General features: G+C 53.7%; 28 protein-coding genes. 13 read left to right on the top strand and 15 right to left on the bottom strand.

Going from position 1 to position 25,806, the window contains the following annotated elements; genetic code table 11:
• Positions 1-85: 85 nt before the first annotated feature.
• Positions 86-1,237, top strand: a complete 1,152-nt coding sequence (locus ACXAE6_RS06245) for a response regulator (RefSeq protein WP_475145835.1) — start codon at positions 86-88, stop codon at positions 1,235-1,237.
• Here the strand turns inward: ACXAE6_RS06245 and ACXAE6_RS06240 are convergent.
• The 10 genes from ACXAE6_RS06240 to ACXAE6_RS06195 are packed head-to-tail and all read right to left on the bottom strand — an operon-like array spanning position 1,234 to position 11,599.
• Positions 1,234-2,277 carry a protein-glutamate methylesterase/protein-glutamine glutaminase gene (locus ACXAE6_RS06240; protein ID WP_475145833.1) on the bottom strand — a complete coding sequence of 348 codons (1,044 nt, stop codon included), beginning with the start codon at positions 2,275-2,277 and terminating at the stop codon, positions 1,234-1,236. The two genes, ACXAE6_RS06245 and ACXAE6_RS06240, sit on opposite strands and share 4 nt — an antisense overlap.
• Before the next feature lie 30 nt (positions 2,278-2,307).
• On the bottom strand, positions 2,308-2,958 hold the full coding sequence (gene cheD / locus ACXAE6_RS06235; RefSeq protein WP_475145831.1) for a chemoreceptor glutamine deamidase CheD: 651 nt from the start codon (positions 2,956-2,958) through the stop codon (positions 2,308-2,310).
• An 8-nt stretch (positions 2,959-2,966) separates the two neighbouring features.
• Positions 2,967-3,794, bottom strand: a complete 828-nt coding sequence (locus ACXAE6_RS06230) for a CheR family methyltransferase (RefSeq protein ID WP_475145828.1) — start codon at positions 3,792-3,794, stop codon at positions 2,967-2,969.
• A gap of 6 nt (positions 3,795-3,800) precedes the next feature.
• Positions 3,801-6,137, bottom strand: coding sequence for a methyl-accepting chemotaxis protein (locus ACXAE6_RS06225; protein ID WP_475145826.1), 2,337 nt, complete (start codon positions 6,135-6,137; stop codon positions 3,801-3,803).
• Positions 6,138-6,194: 57 nt separating this feature from the next.
• On the bottom strand, positions 6,195-6,698 hold the full coding sequence (locus ACXAE6_RS06220) for a chemotaxis protein CheW (RefSeq protein WP_475145824.1): 504 nt from the start codon (positions 6,696-6,698) through the stop codon (positions 6,195-6,197).
• Complete coding sequence (locus ACXAE6_RS06215; RefSeq protein ID WP_475145822.1) at positions 6,695-8,596, bottom strand: chemotaxis protein CheA; 1,902 nt, start codon at positions 8,594-8,596, stop codon at positions 6,695-6,697. The genes ACXAE6_RS06220 and ACXAE6_RS06215 overlap by 4 nt, the downstream gene beginning before the upstream one ends.
• A 13-nt stretch (positions 8,597-8,609) precedes the next feature.
• Positions 8,610-8,975, bottom strand: a complete 366-nt coding sequence (locus ACXAE6_RS06210; protein WP_392797425.1) for a response regulator — start codon at positions 8,973-8,975, stop codon at positions 8,610-8,612.
• Complete coding sequence (locus tag ACXAE6_RS06205; RefSeq protein WP_475145821.1) at positions 8,950-10,650, bottom strand: SpoIIE family protein phosphatase; 1,701 nt, start codon at positions 10,648-10,650, stop codon at positions 8,950-8,952. The genes ACXAE6_RS06210 and ACXAE6_RS06205 overlap by 26 nt, the downstream gene beginning before the upstream one ends.
• Before the next feature lie 13 nt (positions 10,651-10,663).
• Positions 10,664-10,951: an STAS domain-containing protein gene (locus ACXAE6_RS06200; RefSeq protein WP_475145818.1), complete on the bottom strand. Its 288-nt coding sequence runs from the start codon at positions 10,949-10,951 to the stop codon at positions 10,664-10,666.
• A gap of 9 nt (positions 10,952-10,960) precedes the next feature.
• Entirely contained in the window at positions 10,961-11,599 is a 639-nt protein-coding gene (locus ACXAE6_RS06195) for a methyl-accepting chemotaxis protein (RefSeq protein WP_475151712.1), read from the bottom strand.
• A gap of 1,001 nt (positions 11,600-12,600) precedes the next feature.
• Here ACXAE6_RS06195 and ACXAE6_RS06190 point away from each other — a divergent pair.
• Positions 12,601-12,945 carry a hypothetical protein gene (locus tag ACXAE6_RS06190; RefSeq protein WP_475145816.1) on the top strand — a complete coding sequence of 115 codons (345 nt, stop codon included), beginning with the start codon at positions 12,601-12,603 and terminating at the stop codon, positions 12,943-12,945.
• A 157-nt stretch (positions 12,946-13,102) separates the two neighbouring features.
• Positions 13,103-13,762 carry a peroxiredoxin gene (locus ACXAE6_RS06185; protein ID WP_475145812.1) on the top strand — a complete coding sequence of 220 codons (660 nt, stop codon included), beginning with the start codon at positions 13,103-13,105 and terminating at the stop codon, positions 13,760-13,762.
• 79 nt (positions 13,763-13,841) lie between these two features.
• Here the strand turns inward: ACXAE6_RS06185 and ACXAE6_RS06180 are convergent, their stop codons facing one another.
• Both ACXAE6_RS06180 and ACXAE6_RS06175 read right to left on the bottom strand, forming a co-directional pair.
• Complete coding sequence (locus tag ACXAE6_RS06180) at positions 13,842-14,210, bottom strand: VOC family protein (RefSeq protein WP_392797435.1); 369 nt, start codon at positions 14,208-14,210, stop codon at positions 13,842-13,844.
• 82 nt (positions 14,211-14,292) lie between these two features.
• Positions 14,293-14,805, bottom strand: a complete 513-nt coding sequence (locus tag ACXAE6_RS06175; protein WP_475145808.1) for a dihydrofolate reductase — start codon at positions 14,803-14,805, stop codon at positions 14,293-14,295.
• Between the two features lie 155 nt (positions 14,806-14,960).
• Here ACXAE6_RS06175 and ACXAE6_RS06170 point away from each other — a divergent pair, with 155 nt between their 5' ends.
• Both ACXAE6_RS06170 and ppk1 read left to right on the top strand, forming a co-directional pair.
• Positions 14,961-15,518 carry a hypoxanthine-guanine phosphoribosyltransferase gene (locus ACXAE6_RS06170; protein ID WP_475145806.1) on the top strand — a complete coding sequence of 186 codons (558 nt, stop codon included), beginning with the start codon at positions 14,961-14,963 and terminating at the stop codon, positions 15,516-15,518.
• Positions 15,519-15,622: 104 nt separating this feature from the next.
• Positions 15,623-17,707: a polyphosphate kinase 1 gene (ppk1, locus tag ACXAE6_RS06165; RefSeq protein ID WP_475145804.1), complete on the top strand. Its 2,085-nt coding sequence runs from the start codon at positions 15,623-15,625 to the stop codon at positions 17,705-17,707.
• Between the two features lies 1 nt (position 17,708).
• Here ppk1 and ACXAE6_RS06160 read toward each other — a convergent pair whose 3' ends face one another.
• Positions 17,709-19,244, bottom strand: a complete 1,536-nt coding sequence (locus tag ACXAE6_RS06160) for a Ppx/GppA phosphatase family protein (protein ID WP_475145802.1) — start codon at positions 19,242-19,244, stop codon at positions 17,709-17,711.
• Between the two features lie 66 nt (positions 19,245-19,310).
• Between ACXAE6_RS06160 and ACXAE6_RS06155 the strand changes: the two genes are divergently transcribed.
• The 8 genes from ACXAE6_RS06155 (at position 19,311) to ACXAE6_RS06120 (ending at position 24,941) form a co-directional block, all read left to right on the top strand.
• Positions 19,311-19,865, top strand: coding sequence for a gamma carbonic anhydrase family protein (locus tag ACXAE6_RS06155; RefSeq protein ID WP_475145799.1), 555 nt, complete (start codon positions 19,311-19,313; stop codon positions 19,863-19,865).
• Positions 19,866-20,224: 359 nt separating this feature from the next.
• On the top strand, positions 20,225-20,458 hold the full coding sequence (locus ACXAE6_RS06150) for a hypothetical protein (protein ID WP_475145797.1): 234 nt from the start codon (positions 20,225-20,227) through the stop codon (positions 20,456-20,458).
• A gap of 157 nt (positions 20,459-20,615) precedes the next feature.
• A complete protein-coding gene (locus ACXAE6_RS06145) occupies positions 20,616-21,842 on the top strand; it encodes an RNA polymerase sigma factor (protein ID WP_475145796.1) in 1,227 nt (408 codons plus the stop codon).
• 58 nt (positions 21,843-21,900) lie between these two features.
• A complete protein-coding gene (locus ACXAE6_RS06140; RefSeq protein WP_475145793.1) occupies positions 21,901-22,275 on the top strand; it encodes a YciI family protein in 375 nt (124 codons plus the stop codon).
• Between the two features lie 49 nt (positions 22,276-22,324).
• Positions 22,325-22,840: a DUF695 domain-containing protein gene (locus ACXAE6_RS06135; protein WP_475145790.1), complete on the top strand. Its 516-nt coding sequence runs from the start codon at positions 22,325-22,327 to the stop codon at positions 22,838-22,840.
• A gap of 51 nt (positions 22,841-22,891) precedes the next feature.
• Positions 22,892-23,404 carry a GNAT family N-acetyltransferase gene (locus ACXAE6_RS06130; RefSeq protein WP_475145787.1) on the top strand — a complete coding sequence of 171 codons (513 nt, stop codon included), beginning with the start codon at positions 22,892-22,894 and terminating at the stop codon, positions 23,402-23,404.
• A 73-nt stretch (positions 23,405-23,477) separates the two neighbouring features.
• Positions 23,478-24,293, top strand: coding sequence for a YciI family protein (locus ACXAE6_RS06125; RefSeq protein WP_475145786.1), 816 nt, complete (start codon positions 23,478-23,480; stop codon positions 24,291-24,293).
• 9 nt (positions 24,294-24,302) lie between these two features.
• Complete coding sequence (locus ACXAE6_RS06120) at positions 24,303-24,941, top strand: glutathione S-transferase family protein (RefSeq protein WP_475145784.1); 639 nt, start codon at positions 24,303-24,305, stop codon at positions 24,939-24,941.
• On the opposite strand, the gene ACXAE6_RS06115 is transcribed toward ACXAE6_RS06120, so the two are convergent.
• Both ACXAE6_RS06115 and ACXAE6_RS06110 read right to left on the bottom strand, forming a co-directional pair.
• Positions 24,938-25,201, bottom strand: coding sequence for a DksA/TraR family C4-type zinc finger protein (locus ACXAE6_RS06115; RefSeq protein WP_475145782.1), 264 nt, complete (start codon positions 25,199-25,201; stop codon positions 24,938-24,940). The genes ACXAE6_RS06120 and ACXAE6_RS06115 overlap by 4 nt on opposite strands.
• 75 nt (positions 25,202-25,276) lie before the next feature.
• Positions 25,277-25,804 (bottom strand): DUF3299 domain-containing protein, encoded by a 528-nt coding sequence (locus tag ACXAE6_RS06110; RefSeq protein ID WP_475145778.1) that lies wholly within the window; start codon positions 25,802-25,804, stop codon positions 25,277-25,279.
• Positions 25,805-25,806: the final 2 nt, after the last annotated feature.

Below are 25,806 nucleotides of genomic sequence, written 5' to 3'. Positions count from 1 at the left end.
CCGACGATCACTCTGCCAGAAAGCAAATCCGCCGCTTTTGACTAAGCTGTCGTATCAGAACAGAGTTTTTTGGCCGGAGACCCCGATGCAGGTTCTGATACTCGAAGATGAAGTCATCATCCGAGAACTCATCAAGACGGTGCTCTATAGCCTGAGCGATGATGTCGAAGTCTTGGAAGCCGACACCACCCATCAAGGCCGTGCGCTGTGGCAAAAACACCGACCGCAACTGGTGTTGTGTGACTGGTCACTGGCCGATAGCAGCAACCCTGGCATCGAGCTGGTCAAATACATCCGCGAAACCGACACCGAAACGCCGGTTTTGATGATCACCGGCCGTGGCGATCGTGAAACCGTGGTCAGCAGCCGGAAAAGCGGCGTCACCGAATTTATCATCAAACCCTTCGACCCGGTTCGGCTCGGCGATCGACTGAAAACCTACCTGGCAGCGACCAACCCGGATGAAGCCGCGGCAACAGCCAAACAACTGCCACCTTTGGACGTTTGGCTAGGCGATATCAACAGCCGGCTGACACCACCACCGACACTCGGTGGCATCCGCGACATCGTCAACCAACTCAGCGCCAAAGAACCGCCCAGCGGCAAAGACCTGACCAAACTGTGGCGCACCAACCCGGCGATTACTGCCCGGCTGATTTATATCGCCAACAGCGGCATGGTCAACCGCTACGGCAAAAACGTCGATAACTTACTCGACGCCATCAACAGCATTGGCGTCACCATGGCGATGCAACAGGCGCTGGCATTAACACTGAACCAGCGCGATCAACTGTCGCATCCGGCGCTGGCACAACAGTCCATCCTGCTGTGCCAGGATGCCGAAAAAATTGCCGCCGCAGCGGCCACTTTGGCCAAGCAACTCAAGGTCAACGTCAGCCAAAGCTATACCGCTGGCTTGCTCTATCCACTGGGTGAGCTGGCACTGCTGCAACTGATGCAAAGTTATCTTGATCAGGGTGGCAAGATCGACAACGCCGAAGTCGAAACACTGCTGGAAAAGTTGGGTGGAGACTATCTGAAAGCGCTGCAACAACTGTGGAAACTGCCGCAGGAACTGCGCGAACGCATCAGCGCCGCGCACGAATTACCGGCGGACCTAAACCGACACGAATTAATTCTGATGACCGTCGCCGTCGACCAGGTGAAAGGACGTACCGACGGTGACGACTATCAACGCAAGCTGGGCTTGCTTGGCTTGCTGCCAACCAACGACTAGATACGATGACCAGCGCCGACTTTTTTCCAGTGCTTGATGAGTCGCTCGGGAATATCATCGAGCGACTGCACTTCGGTCACGCCGCCGGTCTCCAGCGCCACCTTGGGCATGCCATAAACCACACTGCTGGCTTCATCCTGAGCCAGCGTATAGCACCCCGCCTGATACATGGACAGCATACCCGCCGCCCCGTCCTTACCCATGCCCGTTAAAATCACGCCAACCGCATTGGCACCGCAGGCGTCAGCGACCGACTTAAACAACACATCCACCGAGGGCCTATGGCCCTGAACCAGATCAGAATCGACCAACCGTGTTTGAAAATCCGAACCAGAACGCACCACCGTTAAATGCCGGTTGCCCGGGGCGATAAATGCCTGGCCCGGCAAAATGCGTTCATGTCCCTGGGCTTCACGCACCTGCAAGGCGCTGTTGCGATCCAGCCGCGCCGCAAAGGTGCGGGTGAAACCCGGCGGCATATGCTGGGTAATGACCATGCCAGGGGCATCCGCCGGCAATGCACTTAATACCGATTTAATCGCCTCGGTACCACCGGTGGAAGCGCCGATCGCCAGAATATGTTCAGTGCTGACCCCGAGCGCCTGGACCGGTTGACTGACGCTTTGTTGCGTGGCGCGAAACCGTTTAACGGCGGCGGCGGCACGCAGTTTTTCGTGAATGGTGGTCTGGTAATCCACCAGCTCGCGGCGCACATCGAGCTTGGGTTTGGCGATATAATCCACCGCACCCAGATCCAGCGCCTGCAAGGTGGCCTCGGCGCCACTTTCGGTCAGTGTCGACACCATAACCACTGGCATCGGATGGCCTTTCATCAGTTTTTGCAGGAACGTCAGACCATCCATGCGCGGCATTTCGATATCGAGTGTCAGCACATCCGGCGGTGACTGGCGGATAAAATCGCGGGCGGCGTAAGCATCGCCAACGGCACCGACCACTGTCAGATCCGGGGCACGATTGATCAACTCAGTCAGCACCTGACGAATTAACGCAGAGTCGTCGATGATCAAAACTTTTATCACATCGCTTCCTTAGTTCGATAAAAAAACCGATCAGATATCAAAAAGCTCAATGTCACCTTCCGGTCGCTCATCGTTAAGACGATGCAGATACTGATCCTCCCGCTTCAGGATGGTGTCGTTGTGCATCTGTTTCAGCTTCTTCACCAACACCTGACCCGACTCAGTAAAGAAATACACCTTGCGCGGAAAGGGCGAGAGCAAATCCTGGGCTTTAACGGGGATGTTTTCATCCGCCAAATACTTCAATACAAAATCGGAATTTTTCTGCCCCACGCTCTGACTGGTAATGGCCGCCAGCACATTGCCACCACCAAAGACTTTAGCTTCCAGGTGCTTGCGGCTGGCACCCATTTTGATCAACTCATTGATCACCAACTCCATCGCATAAGCACCATAACGCGCGGACTTGTAGGACGTTAAAGATTCAGAGGTTTCATCCGCCGGTAGCAGAAAATGATTCATGCCAGCAATACCCAGCTGAGTATCACGAATGCAGGCCGCGACACAGGAACCGAGGACGGTAACAATCAACTTACCCGGCTGCGCAACATAATACTCACCGGGCAGAATTTTAACCGCCTCGCGTTGGAAATGGCGGTCGTAATAACGGTTAGGTGCCAGCTCGACATTGTGATGCTGCCGGGACTGACCGGTATAGGTTTCGCCGTCGTCGTAACTCACTGCGCCTCCTAGGCTTGCCGTTGATAAATGGTCTTCCCGACCAAACGCAGAGCACGATATTCACGGTCAATGGTTTCTGAATGGCCGGCCACGTAGTAACCGTCTTTGGCCAACAAAGGCACCATGCGATCGAGCAGTTTGAGTTGCGTGGGTTTATCGAAATAAATCATCACATTGCGACAGAAAATCACGTCTAAATCCGCTTCCACACGCCAGTTGCTATCGAGCAAATTCAGCCGTTCAAAACGAATCAGCCGACTCAATTCCGGGCGCACCTTCACCAGTCCCTGACGTTCGCCTTTGCCCTTCAGCAAATAGGATTTTTTCAAGCCGATATCCAGGTCCTTAACCCGGCTTTCGGCATAGGTGCCCAGGCGCGCTGTCGTTAATACCTGGCTATCGATATCAGTTGCCAGTATCTGTATCGGCGGAGTCAGACTCTTAAACGTCTGGCAGGCTGTCATGGCAATGGAATAAGGTTCCTCCCCGGTGCTGGCAGCAGCGCACCAGATGCGGATCGGCTTGCCTTGACGATGGCGCTCAGTCAGCATGCCCGCCAGCGCCTGAAAGTGATGCGGCTCGCGAAAAAAAGACGTCAGATTCGTCGTCAAGGCGTTGATGAACAGCTCAATTTCATCAGGATGTTGGTCCAAAAAACTCAGGTATTGGTGGAAGCTGTTCAGATTCAGCAAGCGCAGACGGCGCACGATACGGCTGTACACCATCTGACGTTTGCTATCGCCTAATTTGATTCCGGCAGCCTGAAAAATCCGTTTGCGAATGGCCTCGAAATCGGCTTCGTCGTAGTCAAATTCCCATTCCTTGTCGACCGTCATGGTGGTTTAAAAAGACTCCCAGTCATCGTCGTCGCTTTCCGGCAGCGGAACCACCGATCCTACCGGCTTACTGACCGGCGACTGCTTTGCCGAGGGCGAACGAATGGGCGCAATATTCGTCGATCGCGATTCACGCTCCTCAGGTTTGGCGGCAACACGGGCCTGCATTTTTCGACTCAGCTCAAACTGGGACAGGTTACGTACCAGGGTATCGGCCTGCGCCTGAAGGTTTTCCGACGCCGCTGCGGTTTCCTCTACCAGAGCAGCGTTCTGCTGAGTCATTTCATCCATCTGACTCACCGCCGTACTGACTTCGGAAATACCGCTGCTTTGCTCCGCCGATGCGGCGGCAATTTCGCCCATGATGTCGTTGACACGTTTGATCGACTTGACGATTTCGCCCATCGTCTCACCGGAACGGTTGACCAGAACGTTGCCGTCTTCGATCTTCTCGACCGAGTCTGAAATCAACGACTTAATATCTTTCGCTGCATTGGCCGAACGCTGCGCCAGCGAGCGAACTTCCGACGCCACCACGGCAAAGCCGCGACCCTGTTCACCGGCACGGGCGGCTTCCACCGCCGCGTTCAAGGCCAGGATATTGGTCTGGAAAGCGATGCCATCGATCACGCCGATGATCTCAGAAATTTTCTGCGCCGAGGTGTTAATGGCATCCATCATGGTCACCACCTGGCCGATCAGATCGCCACCCTGATTGGCCACCTCCGACGCCTGTTCCGCCAGACGATTAGCTTGCTGAGCGTTGTCGGAATTCGAGCGCACGGTTGAACTGAGTTGCTCCATGCTCGACGCCGTCTCCTCCAGGTTCGATGCCTGTTGTTCGGTGCGATTACTCAGGTCGCTGTTACCCTGAGCGATTTCCGCTGAGGCGGTTTGAATGGTCGCCACCGCCTCGCTGATCTGAATCAGCATGGAATCGAGGTTCTCTGCGGTCTTGTTGCAGTAGTTGCGCAGATCACCAAAGCTGCCACCAAATTCGGTGGTAATACGAGTAGTCAGGTTGCCTTCGGCCATTTTCTCCAAGGCACCGTTCACGGTCTTCAGGGCGTCATTGGCGACAGCCACCAGGCCATTGATGGCGGTACCAAGGGTTTTAAAGAAGCCAGTACGACCTTCAACGTCCATGGTCAGAGTGAAGTCACCGTTGGCGGCTCCCTCAACAATGCGCGTGACTTCACCTTCAGTCCAAACCTCCTCGGTTCGGTCTTTCCATTCGACAATGGTGCCCAATCGTTGGTTGGTTTCGGCGTCGAAGATTGGTGTCGCCTGTAATTCAAAGGTCAACTTGCCGACCTGAATTTCGGTGATGTAGGTATCGGTCAGCCGATCCAGCATACTGATCTGATGCTGTGGGTTTTTATGGAAGCGATCGATGTTGCCACCAACAATGTGGTCAGCCGAAAACTGCGGTAATTCTTTACGCAGGTCGGCTTCAACCCGATGCATCATTTCCGATACCGCCTCGTTGGCGTAAACCACATTGCGGTCGGTATCGGCAATCATGACATTGGTACTGGTCACATCCATGGCCTTACGGATGCGCGCATCCGAGACGGCGTTGATCAAACTTTCGCGCAATGTTTTATGCATGGCCACGACCGATTCCAGCACGCTGCCATTCCTGACCTTGGCGGGAAAGTCAATGTCTTGGTGGCCCGCCTGAATAGCCTGCATAATGCTTCGTAACTGATCTGGCTCAGTACCCAGATTCTGGCGCAAATTGCGGAACCCCCAGATTGAAAACATCAGCGCGAGCAACATAATGACACCCGCGATAATCAGCTGAATGGTTACCTGGCGAATCAGGTTCGCCCCGGTCATAACATTTTCCTGCTGTTCAACCAGCGTCGTTAACTGCTGATCAATCTGGCTATAGATCGCCTGTAGTTCTTCCAACTGGGGCACACTGAGTTGGCGACCAACGGCGGCATCTGTTTCAGCCAGAAAACGGTCTATCAATCCAGGGAGCGCTGCGGGAATCGCAATATTCAGGCCTTCAGCGTCAATCACCAGATGCGACATTCGCTCTTCGATTTCATGCGCCAGTTCATCCAGCTCATTGCGCAGTGCCGGAACGCTAAAGGGCACCTGATCACGACGATAAAGCTGCGCACTGTAGATGTGATTGAGCCGTTTCTCTGCCAGGGTATCGAGCGTGGCTCCGCTGGCAATGAGATCATTGCGATAAGCCGCCGCTTCCATCCGGGCACTGAACCCGGATACAGAACCAACCAGCGCAAAACCAATGATCACCAACAAGATCAGCGGTATCACTGTGGTCAATAGCTGTCGCGTACTGAAAGACGGTATCAGCTTATTCATGGTTTGGACCTCCAACGTCCAGCATTCTCAAAGCGCCGCAGCATAATTCCTGATGAGTCACTGACTTTTGCCAGCTTCTTTAATAGCTACGGCTTCCTCATCGATCAGCCCCAGTTCGTTGCTGCTGATCAAGGCTTCGATATTGACCAGAATGATCATCTGATCTTCCTGAGTGGCGAGTCCCGACAAAAATCGACTGTCGAATGCCACCCCAAAATCCGGCGACGGTTTTATTTCATCCCGCGTCAAACCGATCACATCAGACACTCCATCAACCACCATGCCGACCAGGCGATCATGCACCTGTACAACGATGACAATGGTGAACTCGTCATACTCCGGTTTGATGTTGAGGAATTTGATGCGTAGATCGACAATCGGCACCACTTCACCGCGCAGATTGATCACTCCCTTAATAAACGCAGGCGCATTGGCGATACGTGTTACTGCTTCGTAACCGCGAATCTCCTTTACCTGCATAATGTCCATGCCATAGACCTCGTCACCCAGCGCAAAGGTCAGGTATTCATAACGAACTTCGCTGTCGGTTTGTGCAGTCATGACGCCGCCTCCATCGCGGGAATTTCTTTCATGCCTTTGGCCAGGGATGCCAGATCCAGAATCAGGGCGATATGACCATCACCCATGATGGTGGCTCCCGATACGCCGTTGATGCGTTTGAAATGTTGTTCCAGACTCTTAATCACCACTTGCTGCTGGCCAATCAAGCGGTCTGCCAGAATGCCGAATCGCTGTTTGCCAGACTCGACCAGAACGACAATCCCCTGATCAAGTTTCTGGCAATCGGTATCGACCTGCATGGCTTTATGCAGCCGGATGATCGGCCAGTAATGACCGCGCACATCGAGTAGTTCATCACCACTGAGTGTTTTGATTTCATGCTTAGATGGCTGAATGGATTCGACAATACTGGCCAACGGAATGATGTAGGTTTCGTCGCCAACGGCGACGGCCATGCCGTCCAGAATAGCCAGCGTCAGTGGCAGCAACAGCTTCAAGGTAGTACCAAATCCCTGCACTGATTCGATGTCGATGCGGCCGCCCAGGCTGGTCAGATTCTTCTTCACCACATCCATGCCGACGCCACGGCCAGAGACATCCGTCACTTGTTCGGCCGTGGAGAAACCGGCTTCGAATATCAACTGCCATACCAGATGATCTGGCATGTTATCGTCAACCGACATACCGCGTTCGCGCGCTTTTGAAAGGATGCGCTCACGACTCAAACCGCCGCCGTCATCCATAATGCTCAACACAATATTACCGCCTTGCTGCGATGCGCTGAGTCGTACGGTCCCGGTTTCCGCTTTGCCCAACTCTTTGCGTTTCTCGGGCGTTTCGATACCGTGGTCGATGCTGTTGCGCACTAAATGCGTCAGCGGATCGGACAGTTTTTCGACCAGGCTTTTATCGATTTCTGTCTCACCACCTTCAATCACCAGTTCAACCTTTTTGCCCAGCTTGGTGGCGATGTCACGCACCACACGCGGAAAACGGTTAAACACAAAAGATACCGGCAACATCCGAATCGACATCACCGATTCCTGAATTTCCCGGGTGTTGCGTTGCAGCTCTTCAACCACCGCTTCCAGCTTCTCCTGACGGATGGTGCTGATGTCCTTACCCATCATCGCCAACATCGACTGAGTAATAACCAGTTCACCGACCAGATTGATCAGGCTATCAACCTTGTCGACATTAACTCGAATCGATTGATTGGACGCGGTAGCGCCTGCCGCTGGTGCCGCGGATTTTGCTTTCGCTTCAGCCACCGGTTTAACCGGTTCGGACGCTTTAGCTGCGGGCTTTTGTTCCGGCTCATCAAAAAAACCAAAACCTTTGTCTTCTATTGGTTCATTGCAGGTAACGGGTGCTGTGTCTTCGAAGAATCCGTAGCCTTCATCCTGGTTTTCATCCTTGCTGTATGCGGTCTCTTCTGACTCTTCGAAAAAGCCGAAACCAGGATCATCTTCAGCAGTGCTGTCGTCTTCCTCGTCAAAAAAGCCAAAGCCGACATCCTCGGTTACCGCTTCTGCCGGTGCTGATGAACCACCTTTGAAAGCAGTCTCCATCTCCTGAATACGTTGCTTCACCCAGTCGTCATCAATGCTCTCATCAGACTGGTAACTGGCCAGCAGCGCGCGCAAGTCATCGACTACCATCAACATCTGATCAATATGGTCCGTCACCGGTCGGCATACTTCTTTGCGCCAGTCGTCCAACTGGTTTTCCAGAACGTGGGTTATCTGGCCGAGCGCAGAAAATCCGAACACACCGCTGCTGCCCTTGATGGAATGAGCGGCCCGGAAGATGCTGTTGAGCAACTCCATATCCGGTGCATCGATATCCAGACTCATCAGGCCATTTTCGAGGGTATCCAGATGTTCCTGGCTTTCCTCGAAGAACACTTGATGAAATTGACTCAGGTCCAGACTCATAACCTATATCCTGTTATGGAAGAACTTTGGCAGCGACTTCCAGCAATCGCTGCGGGTCGAACGGTTTGACCATCCAGCCGGTTGCGCCCGCACTGCGCCCCTGGGCTTTCATGTCGTCACCGGCTTCAGTGGTCAGCACCAAAATCGGCGTGGTTTTGTAATTGGCCTGGGCGCGTAATGATTTGATCAACGTCAAACCATCCATGCGTGGCATGTTCTGATCCGTCAGCACACAGTCGTACTTGGCGGACTGGCATTTATTCAATGCGTCCTGACCGTCTTCTGCCGTCGTGACCTGATAACCCGCCGTTTTCAAAGTGTGCTCAACCATCTGTCGGATGGAGGAGGAGTCATCAACTATGAGAAAGTGCTTGCTCATCCGTTTTGCTTCCTGTGAGTGATAGAGAAACCATGGTCATGTTGCCCGGTGGGGTAAGAACCATCTCCGTTGCAAGCTGTCGACACAGTGCTAGTCCACGACCGGCAACAGCTTCAAGATTCAATAGCGTAGAGCTGTCACGTAGGTAACCAGGACCGCTGTCTTCAACTTCAATAATTAAACTGCCGCTGGTTAAATTCATGCGAACTTCGACCCAGTCGGCGTCGCTTAAATACGCCAGGCGTTGTTCACGCTTTTCGAGATAATGTGCAAAGCCGTCGGGATCGGTTTTTAGATTTGAATCCAATCCTAAACAGCCATGATCAATGGCGTTGGTAATTAATTCTGTTAACACCGTGAAGGCGCGTTGTTGCAAAGTCAGCGAAACGACCCAGCGTTTGAGCACTTCATTCGCGGCGGCCAAAAAAGCTTCAACGACCAAAGCCAGGCCACATAACCGGTATCGCCACAAGGCGTTGCCCTGCAGTAAGCGGGTGTCGATCTGTACCGGGGTATCGGGACGCCTAAAGTGACTCGGACTGAACACCATCAGGCTGACATCATCGTCCGGAGTAGGCTGATCCAGATGCTTTCTGAACACTTCCAGGCAACCGGCAATGGCGCTATCAGCACTTGCCTGTTGCAGACGTTCATGAATGGCGCCGACAGCAAGAAAGTTGTTGTTCAGATCACGCTGTTCAATCAGACCATCGCTGACGGCCATAAAAAAACCATCTTGCGTCGTTTTCAATAACGAAGTTTGGCCATCGAAGTGCGCTTCGCCACCCAAACCCAGTGGTAAATCGGTTGATATAAATTCCTGCTGAATGCCATCCTTGACCCAGTAAGCCGGGGGCATTCCACCGTTCCAGATCTCCAGTTCACGCAAGTCCGGATCGTATTCGAACATGACGGCGGCAACGAAGCGATCGTCCGGCGATTCTTCAAACACCTTCCGGTCCATTTCCCGGATGATCATCACCAACGGAAAACCTTTCTTAACCATGGTGTGGAACACTCCCAGCACGGGCAGCATGGTCAGCGCTGCTGCCAGTCCGTGTCCGGTTGCATCGGCGACCATGCCATAGAGATGTCCATTGGCGCCGGAACAACTTAACACCATATCCCCGGAAAACTGGGAGTGTGGCTGAATGTGCCAGTGCAAGCCTTCAGTCTCTTCGTGATAACGATTGCGCAGGTGATCATAAATAAACCGTGCCATCCGCGTTTCGTCTTCCATCTGTACCAGTAACCGCTGTAACGATTGGTTGTTGCGCTGAAAAGTCCGGCGCAATCGGCGCTTCTCGAGAAACGCCTTCACTTTCAATCGCAGCAGCGTCGACCGGATGGGCTTATGCAAGTAGTCGTCTGCACCGATCTGAAAACAACTTTCGATAAATTCTTCGCTGTCCTTGGCGCTGATGATCAATACAAATGGTTTATGTTCATGTCGTTGCCGACGCAAAGCCCGCAATACATCCAAACCATCGCCATCACCGAGTACCTGATCGAGGATGATGAAATCGTAATAACCTTCGCCGATACAGGTCATGGCTTCGGCGTGGCTGTATGCCTGATGAATAGGCAAACCCAACCGCTCGATGGCTGACTTGATGGTTTCATTGGCTGATGGCTGATCATCCACAATCAATAACCTTTCTGTCTGCTGAATCATCGAACGTGACTACCTATTCAAGAGGAATCAGCTTTTGCAGATTCGACAACACGATCAAATCTCTGGCGGTGCCTTTGGCACCACGGATAACCAGTTTTTTGTTCTCGGCGTTGGCTTTTCTATAAAGCATATTGACCATACCAATGGCTGAGCTATCCAGATAAACGGCACGTGAAAAATCCAAAGTAATAACATTGACCGACGGGTCTTTTAACAGCGGCTTATAGTCGGCCGTAAAGCGACTGTGATAGCCGAAGTTAAATTGTTCTGGGATGCTGATTACTGCTTTTTCGGTACTCATCACCGCTCCTTAAAATAGTTCAACATCACCCGAGCCCTCGGGTTGGTGTTCCACTGGGGATAACTGAATATCATCGTGACAGTTGATCAGGCGTTGATAGTCCGCTTCAGTCATTGGCCGTTTGATGGTGACGATCTGCTGCTGGATGGCCTGCATTAATTTCATCTGGTGTTCAATGGTCTGATAGCTGATGTCGCCAAACTGCAAGCCACGTACCGCATCGTTGGAGGCCTGCGATAACTTGCTCGCTACGGTTTGGATATCGACGGTGGCTTTTTCGTCTGAATCGGCCTTTCTTACCAATCGCTCGATGGCATTTTCGACATCCGATTTGGAATTCAGAATGAAGTTCATATCACTCGAAGCCGTCACACCAATGCGCTCGTGCAAGGTGCGAATATCTTTGCGTACCGAGATAACCTGGTTACGAATATGACCACTGAATTCGGCAGAGCGGGTAGACAGGGCACGAACCTCGTCAGCCACCACGGCAAAGCCACGGCCGTGCTCTCCAGCACGCGCCGCCTCAATGGCAGCGTTGAGCGCCAACAGGTTGGTCTGATCGGAAATGCCATCAATGTCTTCCAATGCCTTCACCACCGATGGCATCTTCTCTTCGATGCTGGCCACCAGCTCCACCAATTCCATCATTTCAGTGCTGTTGTTTACTGTGGTGGAAACGAAGTTATCCATGGTCTGGGACGTGCGCAGCGCAAAATCCTGCATGCTGGTGTGCAGTGATTCAGAATTTTCATCTTCGTGAAATTCGAGGATCTGGCTGATCAGCACATTTTGTTGGTCGAGTAACTGGTGAATTTCCTTAAAGGCGTAAACCAGGTTATCGACCGACTTGTTCTGGCGCTCATTCAAACCATCCATGACACTTTTATGCTCTATGAGTTGATCGTTTAACCAACGCAAGGCAGCATCGAAGTAGTCCGGTTCTTTGGTATTGGTTTGCTGCACCGGAGCACTTCTTTGGCCGACGTTCTGTTTAGCTGTTTTAGTGACCCATTTTTTTGCCACACCGACCCAAACCAACACTGATAAAGCCGTCACTGCCGGCAGAATATTGGTCGGCAAAATACGTCCTAAGGCTGTACTTGCAGCCACTAACACCAAGACGCCAAGAGCAAAAAAAACTCTGCCCTTCTTTAGTGGGCCAAAACCTAATTGCATGGAAGATTTTCCTAAGTCGGCTGGTACCGGTTCTGTTATTGAACGTAGACCGACATAGCGCTTATGCAAGCGGGAGGCGGACAGAAATGCGCCCATCCTGATGTATGACAAGAATAATTTTTACAGCTGTTAGATTTGGCCTGAAATAACATTAGCGTCTACTAATAAATGATATAATTCCGGCCAACGCCTTGTTGAATGCCGATAAACCCTGGCTCGCACTGGTTACTGATAAGGAATTTATTGCCGTTGTTTTGCTTTTATTGGCGTTACAAAAAGCAGCAGAAGCGGACAGATACGACACCGTACGCTGTTATAACGTTACTGATGAAGATCGACATCGATTCGTTGGCTAAGCAAAAAATTCTCATAGCTCGCAATAAAATCTGCACGATTCATTATTTGCACTAGAGTGAAACTCCTAATCACTGTGTTTTCTTACCGCTAAAAACTCTAAAGGGATATTAATTGTGGCCAGTGAATCCATTGTTGATCAGTACATTGACTCGTTGTTTGTCTTCGAGTTTTCAGAACCCGAATCGGTCAAGGTTATGGCTTCGACCATCGATGCCCATCAAGCCCTGGTGCCGACCTTTAAAACACCCAGCCAGTTGGGACAATTTATGCTGATGTCGCAACAGTTACTTGCCCTGGCTCATCAGCTGCCGCCATCGCGGCTGAAACAACATTGTCTGAATGCCGGGCTGAAGGCACTGTTTTCCGGTGCGGAATTAATGCACCTGGCAAACGAGGTCGATGCGGGTAACACACCCAATCTGAACGAACTGCTGAAGCTGAACACTCTGGTTCAGTAGCCTTCCATCACAGTCGCCCGGCATAAGATTAGAACAGAACGGTTTAGCAGCACGGAGCCAGCTACCTTGAAATTTGCGATGACAGCTCGACCTAGGGGGTAACCGGCAATCTTCGTTGTCCTGCCCGGTTACATCTTTGGTTAAGGAGGAACGACTTATGTCATTGCGCATTAACGATACGGCTCCCAACTTCAAGGCCCAAACGACTCAGGGTGTTATCGATTTCCACGATTGGATCGGCGACAGCTGGGCAATTCTGTTTTCCCATCCCAAAGACTTCACCCCGGTGTGCACCACCGAACTGGGCTATATGGCCGGCCTGCAGCCGGAGTTCGACAAGCGTAATACCAAGATCATCGGCTTGAGTGTCGATGCGGTCGATAACCATGAAAAGTGGGCCAAGGACATCGAAGAAACTCAGGGTCACTACCCCAAGTATCCGATGATTGGCGATACCGACCTGAACGTAGCCAAGCTGTACGACATGCTGCCAGCCGAGGAAGCCGGAGATTCGGAAGGTCGCACTCCGGCCAACAACGCCACCGTGCGTTCGGTCTTTGTGATCGGCCCGGATAAGAAGATCAAGCTGACCATGACTTATCCGATGACCACCGGCCGTAACTTCGATGAAATTCTGCGCGCTCTGGATTCCATCCAGCTGACTTCCAGCCATCAGGTCGCGACACCGGTTAACTGGAAGCAGGGTGAAGATGTGATTATTCCACCGGCGGTGTCCGATGAAGAGGCACAGAAGAAGTATCCTCAGGGCTATCGCACCTTGAAGCCTTATCTGCGGTTGGTGGAACAGCCTAAGTAAGACAGCGGTTTCGTTGTTAGGTCTGAGCTACGTCTGACACAACCCGGCCTGGCGCCGGGTTGTTTGCTGGGTTGCTGCGTCAGTGGCTGTGCAAACCGACTCGATTGCCTTCGCTGTCTTCGAAATGACCGACAAAACCGCGTTCACCAATACTCATTTTGGCGTTGATAACCTGACCGCCATATTGCTCGACGCGATCCAGGGTGGCGGCGATGTCATCCACAGCCAGATAAACCATGGCGCCCTGATAGGAGGGTGTATAGCCATGTGCCTGCATCAACGCGCCGGCACGGTGATCCGACGCCGGGAACAAGGTCATCTTGAAATTCTCGCCCAGATCCAGCTTTTCCATGGAGGTTTCCAGCACGCCTTCGTAGAAGCGTTGCGCACGCTCCATATCCGCCACCGGAATTTCAAACCAGGCGATGGGTTGGGAATCCAGAGCCATCGTTATGCTCCTTACCGGCGCTGCCGGTCGGCCACAGGTGCGATCAGTTTAGACGCTTTTTAGTCAGTTCAAAGTCGCTTAATCAGTTCAACGCCGGCCGGTCATAAATGACAAAGGAGTAGTCGTAAGGGTTGGGACCTTCGGCTGCGAAGTCCTCACGCGACTGCTCCTGCCAGGCGTCAAAATCGATGGCGGGAAAGAGCGCATCACCCGCGACCTGGGCATGCACCAGGGTGACGTAAAGCCGATCGGCCCGCGGTAACGCCTCAGCGTAAATCTGCGCGCCGCCCATCACGATCACTTCTTCACCGCCGTTCACCGCCAGTTGGGCATCGGCCAGCTCCAGCGCCTCATCCAGTGAATGCACCACCTGACAGCCTTCGGCGCTGAAACCGGTATCGCGGGTGATGATGATGTTGGTGCGATTGGGCAGCGGCCGGCCGATGCTGTCGTAGGTCTTGCGACCCATGATGACCGGCTTGCCGGAGGTGATCTGCTTGAAGTATTTCAGGTCGTTAGGCAGGTACCAGGGCAATTTATTGTCACGGCCTATGACATGGTTCTCAGACATAGCCCAGATAAGTGCAATGCGCATGCGTTCTCTCCTTCACTAAGCGCGGTATACTACCAGAGCCCGGCCAGCGAGGACGACGCTGGCGCAGTCGGTCACGGGCTTGCGCGGCTGCATCAGAGCCGCTAAAGTTCGCAACCCTTTTTTCCTGACCACTTATCCAGCAAACCGAGGCCGCTATGACCGCCATTCCCGCCGAGATTCGTGAAGTGCGCGAACAGGCCGACTGTCTGTTCAGTGAAACCCAGGTCGAACGTGCCATCGATACCATGGCTGCCGACATTTCCCGTGACCTGGAGCAGACCAACCCTATCGTATTCAGTGTTATGAACGGTGGCCTGGTGCTGACCGGCAAGCTGGTCACCAAGCTGGGTTTCCCGCTGGAAATCAGCTATCTGCACGCCACCCGCTACCGTGACAAAACTTCCGGCGCCGACCTGGAGTGGCGCATGCTGCCGCAGCAGTCGCTGGAAGGCCGTACCATTCTGGTCGTGGACGACATCTACGACGAAGGCGCCACCCTCGGCGCTATTGTCGATCACTGCCGCGAAGCCGGTGTTGCCGAGATCAAGATCGCCGTTCTGGTCGACAAGCAACACGACCGCAAAGCCCGTCCGGACATCGTGCCCGACTATGTGGGTCTGCAATGCGAAGACCGTTATGTATTCGGCTACGGCATGGATTACAAAGGTTACTGGCGCAACGCACCGGGGATTTACGCCGTTAAAGGGCTTTAAGCGGAAAACGCGGAGTGCCGCCCAGCCGCATCCAAGATGCGGCTGTCATCGACTTGCCATCAAGTTGTCATACACTGGGGTAATCGACCTTATCGAGCCCAGACATGAACGAACCGCTCAGCGTTACCCCGGCCCACTTCATCAATCGCGAGCTGTCGCTGCTCGAATTCCATGACCGGGTGCTATCCCAGGCTGAAAATGATCAGATTCCTGCGCTGGAACGGCTCCGTTTTCTGTGTATTTCCAGCACCAACCTGGATGAGTTTTTCGAGATTCGCGTCGGCGGTTTGAAAGAACGCTTCGAAGCCGGCTCCACACTCACCGGTCCGGAAGGGCTGACACCGCGCCAGCAATTGGATGACATCGCTGAGCGCGCACACCAACTGGTGGACCGCCAGTATCAAATTCTCAATGAGCAGTTGCTGCCGCTGTTGGCCGAGCATCATATTCGGGTCATCAAACGCGAAGACTGGAGCGGGTCGCAAACCGCCTGGTTGCAGCAGTTTTTCGAACACGAAGTGCTGCCGCTGCTCAGCCCAATCGGGCTCGACCCGGCGCATCCGTTTCCGCGCATTCTCAATAAGAGTCTGAACTTTATCGTCAAGCTTGATGGTAAAGACGCCTTTGGCCGCAACTCCGGCCAGGCCATCGTGCAATGCCCGCGTGCCCTTCCCGATATGATTCAGTTGCCCGCCGACGAAACCGGTTCGGGACCACATGACTTTGTGTTTCTGTCGTCCATCATTCACTACTTTATGGACGAAATATTCTTCGGCATGACGGTCAAAGGTTGTTACCAGTTTCGCGTTACCCGAAATTCCGATCTGTTCGTCGATGAAGAAGAAAGCGGCGATTTGCGCCGAGCCATCGAAGGTGAATTGGTTTATCGCCAATACGGCGACGAAGTGCGGTTAGAAGTGGCTGCCAACTGCCCGGATGAACTACTGGAATTTTTATTCAAGCAATTCGAAATTACCGAGACCGATTTATACCGTGCCAATGGCCCGGTTAACCTGAACCGACTCGCCAACCTGATTGATACTGTCGCTCGACCAGAGCTGCTCTATCCGCCATTCGATGCTCGGGTTCCGCGCGTATTGCGTCGCAAAGCCAATATTTTCGATGCCATTAAAAAGAGCGATATTCTGCTGCATCATCCGTTCGATTCCTTTATGCCGGTTGTGGATTTTATTCGTCAGGCGGCGAAAGATCCGAACGTGCTCACCATCAAACAAACGCTGTATCGTACCGGCGCTAATTCCATCATCGTCGATGAATTAGTGGCCGCTGCCAAAGCCGGTAAGGAAGTCACCGTCATCATCGAATTGCTGGCGCGTTTTGATGAAGAGGCCAATGTGGTTTTGGCCGAACGTTTGCAGGAATATGGCATTCATGTGGTATACGGCATTGTCGGCTATAAAACCCACGCCAAGATGTTGATGGTGGCGCGGCGCGAAGGCGATAAGCTGCGTCATTATGTGCATCTGGGTACCGGAAACTATCATCCGAAAACTGCTCAGGTATACACCGACTATGGTTTGCTGACCTGCAATAAGCAGATTGGTGATGATGTCTATCGGGTATTTTTACAGCTCACCAGCCTGGGTAAAGTCAGCAAACTCGATACGCTGTTTCAATCGCCTTTTACGCTGCATAAAACCATGATGCGGCGCATTGAGCGTGAAATTGAAAACGCTCAAGCCGGCAAAGCTGCGCGCATCATTTTGAAGATGAATTCACTCTACGAAGAACAGCTGGCGCGTAAACTTTATGAAGCCAGTCAGGCGGGTGTGAAAATCGATTTAATTGTACGTGGCGTCTGTCAAATTCGTCCGGGTTTGCCCGGTGTTTCAGAGAATATTCGTGTGCGTTCCATCGTCGGTCGTTTCCTCGAACACACTCGCGCTTACTGCTTCCATAACGATGGCGACCCGGAAGTCATTCTCGCCAGCGCCGACTGGATGAGCCGCAATATGTTTCATCGCGTGGAAATCGGTTTTCCGTTGTTGACCAAGAAACTGCGCGACAAGGTGATCAAGGATTTGGAAAGTTACCTGGCCGATAATTGCCAGGCCTGGGAACTCGACAGCGACGGCCATTATCAGCTGTGTCGCCCCGGCAAAGATAACCCTGTTTCGGCGCAGCAGACGTTATTGGACGAGGCCATCAGCAGCGCCGGCACTAACTGATTCAGGTGTCGCCGTTATCCATTGTCGGCAACTGCAGTTGATAACCCAGCTTCGTCAGATACTGCGCTTCCTGTTCCAGGTCGGCCTGGGTCAGGCTGTGCTCTTCCCACCAGTCTGCGGTGGCGATCAAGGACAGGTCGGTGTTGTCGATGCGCAACGAAATGCCTTCCGATTTGCTGCCGGTACGAGCGCGATGCAGCACCACTGCAAGACGAAACATCACCAGCAGGGCGGGCAGAATCTGGCGGTCTTCATCGGTTAAATGTGTCAGCGCATCGGCGTCCGGTTTTTTGCGATGATGTTGAATTAAAAACGTCAGTCGCTGTTGTTCTTCGCGACTGAAACCCGCCAGGTCACAATGCTGCACAATGTACGCCGAATGTTTGTGAAACTGGTTATGGCTGATGTCTAAGCCCACTTCAGCCAGCTGCGCCGCCCAGCGCAAATAATTGTTCCAAGGATGCGGATCGGTCAGTCCCAAAGCTTCGACATTATTGTTCAAAAAACCTTCGGCGGTGGCGGCGACGCGCTCGGCCTGAGCGGCATCGGCGTGGAAGCGTTGCGCCAGATGAGTCACACCGCGACTGCGCACATCTTCCTGATCGAGCCGGCCAATAAGGTCGTACAGCAAACCTTCACGCAGCGCCCAGGGCGAAGCTTCCATACTGTCGAGACCCAAGCCTTCAAAGACAGCACGCAAGACGATCAAACCGCCGACAAAAACCGGCTGCCGATCACTGCCCAGGCCGTCGGGTTTGAAGTCATCAATCGATTTGGCCTGGCCAGCCTGGTCGCATAAATCATCGAGCAAGGCGCGGGTAATGATAGGTGAACCGGTGGTTGCTTCAGCAACTTTGGAAATGGCCTTGATGGAACCGGAACAGCCGATGGCGCGTTGCCAACCGACCGTTAGAAATTCATCGCGCACCGGTTCGATTTTTTGCAGGCAATAGGTAGTCGCCTTCTTCACGGCTTTTTTGCTCAGCGAACCGGAGTCGAAAAATTCGCGCATCAGGGCGACGCAACCCATGCCCAGACTTTCCAGCTGCAAGGGCTGGAATTGTTCGCCGACAATCACCTCGGTGCTGCCGCCACCGATGTCGACCACCAGGCGACGATCGAGTTCGTCATCCAAGCCCTGCGCCACGCCCTGATAAATCAGTCGCGCTTCTTCGGCGCCTGAAATCACATCGATGCGATGCCCGAGCGCCTGTTCAGCCTTGGTCAAAAACACTGACGAGTTGGTCGCCTTGCGCAACGTTCGGGTGCCAACAGCGCGGACTGCCGAAGCTGGCAAATGACTGATGCGCTGACCAAAACGGCTCAGACATTCCAGCGCGCGACGCTGTGACAAATCGTCCAGAGCGCCATCTTCGCTTAGGCCGAACCCCAGTCGCACCGGCTCTTTAATGCGGTCGAGCACGGTCAACTCGCCCTTGTCGAGGCGGGCGACAATCATATGAAAGGAGTTGGAACCCAGATCGATGGCAGCCATTTCTTCGACCCGGTTGCGCCAGAAATCCGACAACTTAAGCATGAGCAATGCAACCTAACAGGCAAACTGCGACAATGCTGACTCAGCTTTATGACAGGAGCAAGGACGATGGCCATCCATTCATTTCGCAACCATCAACCCAAACTGGGCCGGGCGGTGTTTGTCGATCCCAGCGCCATGGTGATTGGCGATGTGGAACTGGGTGATGATGTCTCGGTCTGGCCGGGCGCCATCGTGCGCGGCGATATGCACCGCATCCGCATCGGTGCGCGTACTTCCGTCCAAGATGGTGTGGTGCTGCACATCACCCACGCCAGCGATTACAACCCCGACGGCTATCCATTGACCATTGGCAACGACGTCACCATCGGTCACCAGGCCTGTCTGCATGGCTGCACCATTGGCAATGAAGTGCTGATTGGCATCGGCGCCACCGTGCTCGACGGCGCCGTGGTCGAAGACCAGGTAGTAATCGGCGCGGGCTCTTTGGTAGCGCCGGGCAAGCGGCTGGAATCGGGCTTTCTCTACGTGGGTTCACCCGCGCGACAGCAGCGTGCGCTGAGCGAAAAAGAGCTGAGCTACTTCCGCTATTCGGCCGCCAACTACGTCAAACTGAAAGACGACTATCGCGCCGAAGGTCTGAACAGTGTTGCGCCAGACTGACACTGATCGTCCCGGAAAATTTCGTTTAATAAGCTTTTTCAGCTTGAGCCCTTGAAAAGCTTGTTATACAGTCCCACGGGTCGAAACGCAGTGTTTCGTCATTTTAAACCCTCACACGAACTCATAAGCACAGACGGAGGTTAGCTATGCGACGCATTCATCCATACGCACAAAATACCTCTTGCTCCGCCCGCCTGATGGCGACCGGAGTTAAAAATCTGTTGCGTCCGCGATTCGTGTAACACCTGCCTCACGAGCCGCGGATTGAAGCCGCGGCCCGTACTGATTTAGCACCACAAAACAGTTCCCTCCAAGGCTCCAATCCGTCGCTCCAGGCTTAACAAACTGGAGAACGAACCATGTTAGTCAACAAACTGATCAACCATCTGCAGCGCCGTCGCGAACTGAACCTGTGGTTGAAAGAAAAACGCCAACAACGCTTTCTGGCCGATCACTTAAGCGATCACCTGCAAAACGATATTGGCTTGCATCAACAAACCGTCGAACGTCCGCTGAACTGGAGGACGGTCAAGGAAGAGCGCCAGGAGCAAGCCAGTATTGGCAGAGAAAGAGCAGGGCCTGGTAGCGCCTAACGATGGGGAGCATCCATTTCGTCAGAGACGATGCTGACAGGATGCTCCCCATTTTTTGTGTCGGGGCGCCAGGGCAGATCCGCACCCCGACAACAGCTGCTTTATCCCCTCTCACTCAGTGATAGACTGCCCGCAAGCCCCTCGGATAACGGCTTGTATGCGCACCGACATCGAACGCATCTACCAACAAGAAAACCGCCGCGTTCTCGCCACCCTGATTCGCCTGCTCGGCGATTTCGACCTGGCCGAAGAAGCCTTACACGACGCCTTTATGGCGGCCTTAAAACAATGGCCTGAAGACGGCATACCCGATAACCCCCGCGCCTGGCTGGTCTCTGCCGGACGCTTCAAAGCCATCGACCAGCTGCGCCGACGCAGTCGCCACCGAGATGCGGTCGAGGAAATGACCACTCAAGCACTGATCGACCAGGAGGCCGAAGCGGACAATATTGATCACAGCATCGATGACGACCCACTGCGGCTGATCTTCACCTGCTGCCACCCGGCACTGGCCCGGCCGGCTCAGTTAGCGCTCACCCTGCGAGAAGTCTGCGGCCTGCGCACCGAAGAAGTGGCACGCGCCTTTCTCACCAAAACTCCGACCATCGCCCAGCGCATCGTGCGCGCCAAAAGCAAAATCCGCGACGCCGGCATCCCTTACGAAGTACCCGAACGCCACGAACTGGCGCAGCGACTGGAAGCGGTCCTGGCGGTGGTCTATCTGCTGTTTAACGAAGGCTATGCGGCTTCGGAAGGCGATGACTTAACTCGACCTGATCTCGCCGAAGAAGCCATTCGCCTAGGCCGCATGTTGGCCGACCTGTTACCCGAACCTGAAGTACTCGGCCTGCTCGCCCTGATGCTGTTGCATCATTCGCGTCGGCCGGCGCGCAGCGATATCCAGGGTGAACTGGTGCGCTTGCAGGATCAGGACCGCAGCCTGTGGGACAGCAAACTGATCGAAGAAGGCTGTGCTTTAGTGCCGCGCGCTTTGGCACCGGGCGGTATCGGCCCTTACGGTTTGCAAGCCGCCATCGCCGCCCTGCATGCCGAGGCCACTAACTTTGCCGACACCGACTGGGCGCAGATTCTCGGCCTCTACGATGCCCTGCTGCAACTGAACCCATCGCCAGTCATCGCCCTGAACCGCGCTGTCGCTCTGGGCATGAGCCAGGGACCGGCGGCGGGACTTGCCGCCATTGAGGCGCTGCTCAGCGATGCCACCTTGCAAAACTACCATCTGACTTTCGCCGCCCGTGCCGATTTCTGTCGCCAGCTTGGTCAACTGGATAAAGCCCGTGCTGCCTACCAAAAAGCACTGGCACTCACCGCCCTGGCACCGGAACAACGCTTTCTGCGCCGCCAACTACAGGCGCTGGGTTAGCAATGTCGAATTGCAATCTCGGCCAACGACTACACCAAAACCACCACGGAGAAACACCATGCAATATCTAGCACTGGTCTACTACAGCGAAGCCAAGATGGCCGAACTTTCCACCGACGACTGGGACGCCCTGAACCGGGAATGCATCGCCTGCAGTGAAGGCCTCACCGCCAATGGCCAGATGCTTGACGGCCGCCCGCTGATGCCGGTCGATACCGCCACCACCGTGCGCGTACGCGATGGCAAAGTGACCGTAACCGATGGGCCCTTCGCCGAAACCCGTGAGCAGTTAGCTGGGTTTTATTTACTGGAAGCACGGGATTTAAACCAGGCCATTCAACTGGCTGGCAAGATTCCACCGGCGCGTTATGGCAGTGTGGAAATCAGGCCGGTGCGGGAGTTACGCAGTGAGGGGAATGAGCACTATCGCTAGCCAAAGAAGCTGATTAATAAAGTCAGTTGTTTATCAATGAGGCCATAGTTTGCTAAAAAAACTGCTCAGAAAATTCAGCGAACCTAAAAAGGAAGGCACTGAAGTACGACTAATACTTCCGAAAGAAACTTTCACAGTCGCCAACTACAGTCGAGAAGGATTACCCGGCGTTGCGGTCATCAATACAGGGTTAATGGATTTTGATCATCAAGGGATTTTCTGTTGGCATCTTTCATTGATTATCGACTTTGATGAATCAGAAATTGTTGAGAATGGAATGCCGTCCGTTCAAGAAAGAGAAATCGTCGAAGCATTTGCTGACAAGCTCAACAAAGAGATTAAAGCAGGAGGAAATGCTTTATTCTTAGCCAGGGAAACCTGGAATAAAACCTGTCGATTGGTGTGGATGGTCTACGACCCGGATATCGCACACGAGCACCTTCAACACCTGATTGAGCACCATCAGTACCCAAGGTACTTTGATTATCACATGGCAATGGATAAAGAATGGCAACAGCCGAACTGGTACTTCGATTGGATAAGGAAGTCTGAAAAATTCAATTAACCGCATGATTATACCAAACAGCATTTTCTCAAGAATGATAGGACATATCCCTTGATCATCTGTAAGACCAAAAGGCTGATACTGCGCGAAGCGCAAATCGACGATTCTGCCTTTCTCCTAGAGTTGCTCAACGAACCTGCCTGGCATCAATTTATTGCACCAAACTCAATCGACAGCATCGAAAAAGCGTCCGAATACATCGAACAAAAGATGCTGGCCAGTTACCGCGAACATGGCTTTGGTTTGTGGTTGGTTGAAACCATTACTGACAGCGATCCTGTTGGTATTTGTGGTTTGCTGAAACGCAACAGTCTGCCGCATCCCGATTTGGGCTTTGCGCTGTTGAGCAAACATTGGGGCCAGGGTTTGGCGTTGGAGGCTGCGACAGCTTCATTGGTCTATGCGCAAGAGACGTTGGCGCTGCAACAGCTGTTGGCCATCGCCAAACCGATGAATTACCGCTCCATTACCTTGCTGGAAAAACTGGGCTTTCGCCATGAGTCCGGTTTTTCTCATCCCGGCTCCGACGAGGTTCTGTCGTTGTATGCCAAGTCGTTCGGTTAAATAAGCAAACGCTGTCGAAAAGCGCTGGGCCGATTCGACCAGCAGAGCGAACCCCAACAACAGGAGCTGTGCCATGAGATTTATGATTATCCGTAAAGCCGATGCTGATACCGAAGCCGGTGTCATGCCCGGCCAGGGTTTATTAGAAGCCATGGGCCGTTATAACGAGGCCCTGGTCGATGCCGGTGTGTGGCGTGGCGGAGAAGGTTTAAAACCGACGAATGAAGCCTATCGCATTCAGTTTCGTGGCGGCGGCGAGCCTGAAGTCATCGACGGACCTTTTGCCGAAACCCGCGAACTGATCGCCGGCTATACCATGATTGAAACCCAGACCGTCGAAGAAGCGCTCGATTGGGTAAAACGCTGGCCGCGTGAAGATGGCGATGTCTGTCTGGAACTGCGTCCGGTCTATGGCCTGGAAGACTTTGAGCCTGGAGTCGGCATCGATGTTCATAACGATCTGGACGCGCGCATTGCACGTCAATCGGTCAGTCAGGCGGTGCATCTGTCTTTTACCGGTAACTGTCGCGAAGCACTGGAGTTTTATGCTGACTTATTGGGCGGCAAACTGCTGACCCTCTCGACCTACAGCGATGCGCCGGAACCAGCACCGGTACCGGACGACTGGTCCGACAAGGTCATTCACTCTGAGCTGTCGCTGGGCAATCTGGTGATTATGGGCGTCGATGCGCCACCGGCGTACTTCGAAAAGCCGCAGGGTGTTAGCGTGCAAATAAGCTTCGACAGCGTTGAGAAGTCACGCTACGCGTTCGACCAACTGGTTGAAGGCGGCAAGGTACGCATGCCGTTTGACGAGACGTTCTGGTCGGCGGGCTTCGGCATGCTGACTGACCGCTTCGGTATTCACTGGATGATCAGCACGGTCTAAGGAAATTCGATGTCGCAATTAACGTTAACAACTTTCGACTGGGTGCCTGAACCGCCACGCGGCTATGTACGCGATCTGCGCGTACGTTGGGCACTGGAAGAAGCCGGGCTGGACTACTCGGTTCGCAGTGTCCCTTTTAGCGACCGCGACGCGAATCATTTCAAGCATCAACCCTTCGGCCAGGTACCCTGGTTGACCGATGGCGAACAAACCATCTTCGAGAGCGGCGCCATTATGCTGCACCTGGGCGAGCGCAGTGAGCGACTGATGCCGCTGGCCAACCCGCAGCGTGGCGAAGTCATTGAGTGGTTATTTGCCGCGCTCAATTCAGTCGAGATGGCGAGCCTGCCATGGACAATCTATATCTTCTCGCAGGACAACGAACAGACGCCGGGCAGACAGAACCTGGACCGGTTTCTAGCCGGGCGCCTGGGACATATGGAGAGTGTTCTAAGTGGGCGAGACTGGTTGGTTGGCGACTTTTCGGTTGCCGATATTCTGATGGCCGATGTGCTGCGGCTGGTGAATCGCTTTGATGGCTTAGCCGATTTTCCGGCTTGTCGCCGCTATGTCGAACAGGCCACTGCTCGTCCGGCCTTTACCAAGGCGTATGCAGATCAGCTGGCGCACTTCGCCAAGGCCGACTAACGCAACTGACTGTCTTTGGAGCCACGCCGGTTGTAACTGCTGTAAGCGGCATCGGCGTCACGCTCGGCCTGGCAGTTGATACACAGTTGCACGCCGGGCAAGGCCTGGCGGCGTGCTTCGGGAATGGTTTCGCCGCATTCGGCGCAGTCGTGTCGGCTTGCGCCCTGGGGCAGGTTACGACGCGCGCGCTCCAGAGCGTCATCGATGGTGGCATCGATCTGATCCTGGACGGCGCCATCGCCGGCCCAACCACTGGCCATACCCACCTCCACGTTATCGAAAACCTAACCTTAGCTTAGCAAACAGCGATCTTTCGGCCATGGCTGTTCACGACATTAAAGATAAGGTTCAACCGACCCCGCATAAAGGGTGTAACCCGCCGAACCCAGTTCGGAATCGTGTTTTTGGGTACGCATCAGGCCGGTGACGTAGACCGGCTCATCCAGGCCAGGGGTCGGAAAACCGCCCTGCGTCTGCACATGGATAATCTGATTGGCTGGCGGCGGCGGGGTGTGAATGCAGGCGCCGAAATAGGGCACCAGCAGAAAACTGAGTACCCGATCTTCGTCCTGTTCCAGCGGCACAACAAAACCGGCGATTTTTACCGACAGGCCGTCGTAGGCTTCCACCACCGGCGCATCGGCGAGGGCATTACGCATCGACTGATAGAGCCGTTGCGCTTCGGGGTCGTCGTCGGCCAGGCTCGACAGCGACGTTGTTGGTTGCTCGATCTTGGCGGCCAAATCGCCATAACTGAAACCGCTGGGGATCAGTTCTCCCCAGCGCAGTTCCTGCACCGGCCGGCTTTCGGCCCAGGCGGTGCTGACCAGCATCAATCCGATCAGCGCCCAACGAAGTTTCATGC

This window comes from Saccharospirillum sp. ABV4_185, assembly GCF_056159245.1.
The sequence above is the reverse complement of the archived record's forward strand: the minus strand, read 5'-3'. Positions and strand labels throughout refer to the sequence as shown.